This is a genomic window from Chitinophaga sp., from assembly GCF_036569185.1.
Taxonomy (GTDB): Bacteria; Bacteroidota; Bacteroidia; order Chitinophagales; family Chitinophagaceae; genus Chitinophaga.
Genome location: NZ_DATCRD010000072.1, coordinates 34,152 through 40,296, shown reverse-complemented (window position 1 = coordinate 40,296; position 6,145 = coordinate 34,152). Strand labels below are relative to the sequence as shown.

At 46.4% G+C, this 6,145-nt stretch carries 7 protein-coding genes; 5 read left to right on the top strand and 2 right to left on the bottom strand.

Annotated features, from left to right (window positions below):
- The 5 genes from VIM72_RS05335 to VIM72_RS05315 all read left to right on the top strand — a co-directional run.
- On the top strand, positions 1-1,271 hold a 1,271-nt coding region (locus VIM72_RS05335), incomplete at its 5' end, for a RagB/SusD family nutrient uptake outer membrane protein (protein ID WP_332001833.1).
- An 83-nt stretch (positions 1,272-1,354) separates the two neighbouring features.
- Entirely contained in the window at positions 1,355-2,527 is a 1,173-nt protein-coding gene (locus VIM72_RS05330; protein WP_332001832.1) for an acyltransferase, read from the top strand.
- 24 nt (positions 2,528-2,551) lie between these two features.
- The gene (locus tag VIM72_RS05325; RefSeq protein WP_332001831.1) at positions 2,552-3,409 is read left to right on the top strand and encodes an AraC family transcriptional regulator; all 858 of its coding nucleotides are present in this window, start codon (positions 2,552-2,554) and stop codon (positions 3,407-3,409) included.
- Between the two features lie 105 nt (positions 3,410-3,514).
- On the top strand, positions 3,515-4,150 hold the full coding sequence (locus VIM72_RS05320) for a class I SAM-dependent methyltransferase (protein ID WP_332001830.1): 636 nt from the start codon (positions 3,515-3,517) through the stop codon (positions 4,148-4,150).
- Between the two features lie 229 nt (positions 4,151-4,379).
- Positions 4,380-4,976, top strand: coding sequence for a short chain dehydrogenase (locus tag VIM72_RS05315; RefSeq protein ID WP_332001829.1), 597 nt, complete (start codon positions 4,380-4,382; stop codon positions 4,974-4,976).
- 52 nt (positions 4,977-5,028) lie between these two features.
- Here the strand turns inward: VIM72_RS05315 and VIM72_RS05310 are convergent, their stop codons facing one another.
- Complete coding sequence (locus tag VIM72_RS05310; RefSeq protein ID WP_332001828.1) at positions 5,029-5,535, bottom strand: hypothetical protein; 507 nt, start codon at positions 5,533-5,535, stop codon at positions 5,029-5,031.
- 2 nt (positions 5,536-5,537) lie between these two features.
- The gene (locus VIM72_RS05305) at positions 5,538-6,005 is read right to left on the bottom strand and encodes a hypothetical protein (RefSeq protein WP_332001827.1); all 468 of its coding nucleotides are present in this window, start codon (positions 6,003-6,005) and stop codon (positions 5,538-5,540) included.
- Positions 6,006-6,145 lie beyond the last annotated feature (140 nt).

Here is a 6,145-nt window from a genome sequence, read left to right as displayed (position 1 = left end):
CCGACCGCCGTACTATGGACAGCTCCATGATCTATGCCCCGAGGAACACGTTTGCCGAAACTGTGACATTCATTACCACGCAACTGGACTCTATTGCCAAAAACGGATACCTGCAGCCTAAATATAACAAGGGCGATGCAGATGCTGGTCGCGCTACCCTGGGCGCCGCACTGGCCCTGAAAGGATGGGTGGAACTGTATGCAGCCAGTCCCGCCTTCAACGCCGCGCAACCCGCCGCCGGTAATGATCCCAACAAAATAGCCGGCTATAATAACTTCGATGCGGGCCGCTGGGCCACCGCCGCCGCCACTTTCAAACAGTTCATCGATCTGTATGGCAACGGTAAAGTATATGACCTGTTTCCCGATCCTTCCGCTATCTGGTATGAAGCCAATGAATATCATTCGGAAGTGGTATGGGACCGGCAGGTAGTAGCCAACATTATGGGATCCTCTTTTGAGCAATACGGTGGCCCCGTATGGATCAACGGCGCCTATTATACCTGGGGCAACTACTGCCCTACACAGGAACTGGTAGACCAGTTCTACATGGCCAACGGTAAACCCATCACGGATCCCACTTCCGGTTATGATCCGCAACGTCCGTATATAGGTCGCGAAAAACGTTTCTACGATTGGATCGTGTACGATGGCGCCCCCTATAAAATGGCCTGGATGGATAAAGGCGATACTATCTACACGCGGATCGACAAAGTACATCCCTCCAAAAACCAGATTGATTTTGGTACCGACGATGTGGGCAACACCGGCTATTACTTTAAGAAACGCCTCAATCCTTTAGTACGCCCGGGCGGCGGCGCGGTGAGCGGCGCCAATTTCATCTACTACCGTTACGCGGAAGTGCTGCTGGGATATGCGGAAGCGCAGAATGAAGCAGCAGGTCCGGATGCCACTGTATACAAGGCTATCAACCAGGTGCGCAAAAGAGCCAACCTGCCTGATCTGGCGCCGGGCTTATCGCAGGCGGAAATGCGTAACGCGATTTATCATGAAAGAAGGGTGGAGCTCTGTTTTGAAAATAAACGCTTCTATGATATCATCCGCTGGAAAACCGCCAGCACTGTCATGAATGTGGATAAGCATGCCATGAAGATCACCAATACTTCACCCAATAACAATGCAGGCGTATGGAAATATGAAATTGTGCCACTGAATCATCCACATGTGTTCACTTCTAAAATGTACCTGAACCCCGTGCCACAGGATGTAATAGACCGTAATCCGAAAATTGTGCAGAACCCGGGGTATTAAAAAAATTATCTCCGCTGGAAAAGTTGCAGGGATAACCCTGCAACTTTTTGCTTTATCTTCCGTCTGTAAAGCAAAGTATGCATATGCCCACGGTCAGGAACAGCTGGATAGATAACCTGCGCTCATTTATTACCCTGTTGGTGGTAGCCCACCATTCATCGCTGGCATATACCACGTTTGCCTCTTTCAATAAAAGCGCCTATATCCTTTCTACCAACCCCGTAGTGGACACTGCCCGGTGGAAGGGACTGGACATCTTTGAAGACTTTAACGATATCTTTTTTATGTCGCTGATGTTCCTGATCAGCGGCATCTTTATAATGAACAGCCTGCAAAACAAAACCATTGTGATATTTATCCGCGACCGGTTTTACCGGTTGTTCATTCCTTTTATAGCCGGCGTTACCCTGCTGATGCTGATTGCCTATTATCCTTCTTTCCTGCTGGCTACCTGGCAATATAACGTAAAGGCCTATATGATAGATTTTTTTACGGTAGAAGCATGGCCGGTAGGGCCACCCTGGTTCATCTGGGTACTGTTCGCCTTTAACCTCATTTTTGCCTTATGCTATCGGTTGGTAAAGAACGCTGTTAACAAGGCTGGTAATTTCCTTGCAGCGCAAAAACAGCGGCCGGTAAAAACAGTCCTGCTATGGTATGTATATACGTTGCTGCTTTATATTCCTGTTATACAATTTGTATCGCCCTACGCATGGACCGGCATCGGCCCGTTCGATTTCCAGGTGAGCAGGGTGCTGCTATACGCGGGCTACTTCCTGCTGGGAATAGTGATTGGCGCACCGGGGCTTGCTAACGGCCTGTTTGCCGACAAAGCTGCTTTTGTAAAAAAATGGCCGCTTTGGATGATCAGCTGTATAGTGATATATACAGCGCTGAAGTGCAGCGAAGCGCCCCTGCTGCAAATGATCCACCGGCAACAACTGAGCGGGCTGCAGGCCAACTTTATTTACAGGCCGGTGTGGGTACTGTCATGCACCATGAGCTGCATTGCTTTCCTAACCACTTTCAAAAGCCTGCTGAATAAAACAAATGCCTGGTGGAAGTCCCTTTCTGCCAACGCCTACGGTATTTACCTGGTGCATTATATCTTCATTGTATGGTGCCAGTATTATTTACTGGAGATACCGTTACCTGCTATCGCCAAATTCCTCGTCACCTTTATGATATCGGCCGCGCTGAGCTGGGGAACAGTATCCCTCCTGAGGAAGATCCCGGTGGTAAAAAAGTATTTGTAGTACCTTTGGTAAATATAGTTTTGTATGGAAGGAATACCAGTCAGGCATATTAATACAGCAGAAACGACACCGGAACTGGCCAACAGTTTCCATATCCGAGATGTGGAAGGCATGCTTGGAGGGAAAGACATGATACAGGAGCTCCACCGCCACGACTTCTTTTACCTCCTTGCCTTAAAAAAAGGCAAAGGCACCCATGAAATTGACTTTACCTCCTACCCCGTAGGCGATCATTCCGTTTTCTTTATGCATCCGGGGCAGGTGCATCAGCTGGTGCTGAAGACCGGAAGCGCAGGCTACCTGATGCAGTTTCACGGGGCATTCTATACTTCCCTGGACCAGGCGTCCAACAGGCTATTGTGCAAAACAAGTCATATTAACCACTACCAGTTCAGCGCTGCTAAATTCCAGAAGCTGTTTGCCATACTAACCTCCATTTTCCAGGAATACACCGCCCAACAGGAGCGGCACCAGGAAGTGATAAAGGCAAGTATGTATATCCTTTTTGTGGAATTACTGCGCGAGAATAACAGCGCTGCACCCCGTAAGAATAACCTTTATGCGCAGGAACGGCTGGACGATTTCCTGTCGCTCCTGGAAACACATATCTTTGAGCACAAGCAGGTATCGGAATATGCAGATATGTTAAACCTTTCCCCCTACCAGCTCAATGCCATCACAAAAGCCACCCTGGGAAAAACCTGCTCAGACGTTATCAATGAACATATCATACTGGAAGCAAAAAGATCCCTGCTGGCAACATCCGACCAGGTAAACCAGGTAGCCTGGCGCCTGGGATACGAAGACGTTTCCTATTTTATCAGGTTCTTTAAAAAGCATACCGGGCATTCCCCGGAAGCATTCAGGCACAATTTCAGATAAGTCCTGTATAACTGCATTTTTGTCCTATCCCCGCATTTATTTGTTGGTTTACTTTTGTGGAGATGAGAAACCGTTTCTTTCATTTAGTATAAAAAACAAAGGGACATGAATCAATCCTGGGATGAAGCATACAAAAACATGTGGGATACCCGGTATAAAAATACGGAGTATGCCTATGGCAAAACGCCTAACCTGTTCTTTAAAGAATGGCTGGAGCAATTTGAGCCGGGCGCCATCCTACTGCCTGCCGACGGCGAAGGCCGCAATGGCGTGTTTGCGGCGCAGCTGGGATGGAAAGTAACCTCTACGGACCTGAGTGCGGAAGGGCGCTCCAAAGCGTTATTACTGGCAAAAGAGCAGCATGTGAGTATAGATTACATCGTGGGCGACCTGGAGCAGCTTACCTTTCCACCGGCATCGTTCGACGCTGTTGCCCTTATTTATGCACATTTTGGTGCGGGCAAAAAATCCCTGCTCCACAGGAAGCTGAATAATTTCCTTAAACCCGGTGGAATCGTTATTTTCGAAGCCTTCAGCAAAGCGCATATCCACCTGCAGCTTGCAGATCCTAAAGTTGGTGGTCCCAAAGATATCGATATGCTGTTTTCAAAAACGGAATTAATGGCAGACTTTGAGGATTATGACATCATCCTGCTGGAAGAAGTGGAAACGTTTCTGGCAGAAGGCATTCATCATGCAGGTAAAGGAGCCGTAGTAAGGTTTGTGGGAAGGAAGCGGTAACAACTAAAGCAGGGGCTCCTGTATAGGCACTTCTGGTCTACAGTATGGATACTCCCTGTTTCCGCCGTATCTCCTCCCAATATAAGCCGTATCCGGGCCGGAGTTAAGCTGTATCTATTAAATATGGCTTAAATACGTATGAGCATTTCCTTATCCAGCTCTCAAATGTGAGCGTACCCATTTAACAGCAATAAACGTAATTTCTCTTTATAAAATAAAAGCAAGGCATATGAAAATTATCATTGTAGGCGCCTCCGGTACAATCGGAAAGCGGGTGGCAGGCGCCCTTGAAAAGGACCATGAAATCATTAAGGTTGGCTCTAAAAGTGGCGATATCCAGGCAGATCTTACTTCTCCTGCTTCTATTGAAAACCTGTTCAAACAGGCCGGTTCATTTGATGCGCTGGTATCTATGGCGGGAGATGCTTATTTCGGTCCATTGAAAACGGCTACCGATAAGGAGTTCAACATCGGTATCCATAGCAAGCTAATGGGACAGATCAACCTGGTGCTCATCGGTCAGCATTACATCAATCCCAGGGGCTCATTTACATTAACCTCCGGCTCACTTGCAGAAGACCCGGTACGGAGTGGGGCCAATGCCTCGGTAGCGAACGGAGGAATTGACGCTTTTGCACGCGCGGCAGCCATTGAGCTGGAAAATGGAGTGCGTATTAACGCTGTGAGCCCAACCGTAGTCGAAGATTCTCCCGGGTATTTCCCCTACTTTCCCGGGCAGATCCCGGTAACCATGGAGCGGGTGGTAAGCGGGTATATTAAAAGCATACTTGGAGCTGGTACCGGGCAGGTCATCAAAATACATTGATCCTGTATCAGCAGGTCATTGTCCGCAGGGATAATGACCTGCTGATACCTGGTTATCTTTTTGCAATAGTTTTATGCACATTTTTCTTTTCCCTTTTTCTTAGTTCCTTATTGGTGCTGATATTATGCGCCTTTTCCTTCTCTGCCAGCAGGAACCAGCTAAGCGCAGGTATGGTGTTATTGGAATGCAGCTCCAGCCGTATAAAGAGCTCATCATTGGGGAATTCTTTATTATGAATAATACGGCTTAAACGGGTTTCATCAATGCTGATTTCTGCCGCGAATTCCTTTTGCTTCTTTTGTACAGCGCGGATGTAGGCGGAAAGGAAATAGCCGAAATGCATGGTACCATGATATTCCAGGGATTCAATAACATCCTCCATCTTGTATTTGACCTGTAACAGATCTGCCCGGAGATGATCTTCTTTGGTCATGTTCTTCCATCGTTCCATACGGAAAGCAGCCATTTCCTTATCTGCCGTGGCTTTTTGTTCCTTGGAAAGCCCATGTGGATAAATGTTATCCGCAGAAAGCTCTCCACTTATCCTGTTCTTCCTCATAATTAATCGTTTTCTAAATATTCCATAATAAGGGCTACAGCAACTTCTCCTTCAACATAAAGCTGCACTCCCATTGGAGAAAAAAAATACTTCTTCATGTAATGAGATATTAATACCGTTTTGGGAATCAAAGAAACAAAGCCATCTAACCCTTCTTTAAATGACAACTTACAGGCAAAAGCAATCAGGCAACCTGCCAGCCTGTCGTATTCCTTAAAAGCGCCTACATTTTCCCTGGACAACTCCAGCAACCTTATCTCAAATCTCCTTTCTCCCAGATTAATTTGAGTGGATATTAAGCCAAGAATATAATCATCATTGATAAATGTGATCTTGTAAACATCAAATGTCAGCTCTCTTCTCCAATCGAAATCAAATCTTTTCCCTACAGTATCCGTTAATTCTTCTCTTCTAAGAACCGTAATACGTGCCTCCATGTACCTTCCGGAGGCTATATGCAGTACTCTCATAAAGTTACAATAATTTATGTAAATAATCAATTAATTGATAAAATATATCAATTATATTTTTCCGGGTCGCCACCTGTAATAATGGCGTTATTTAACTGCGATAATGATGGAAAACGGTAATTAGAATTAATAGAAGAACT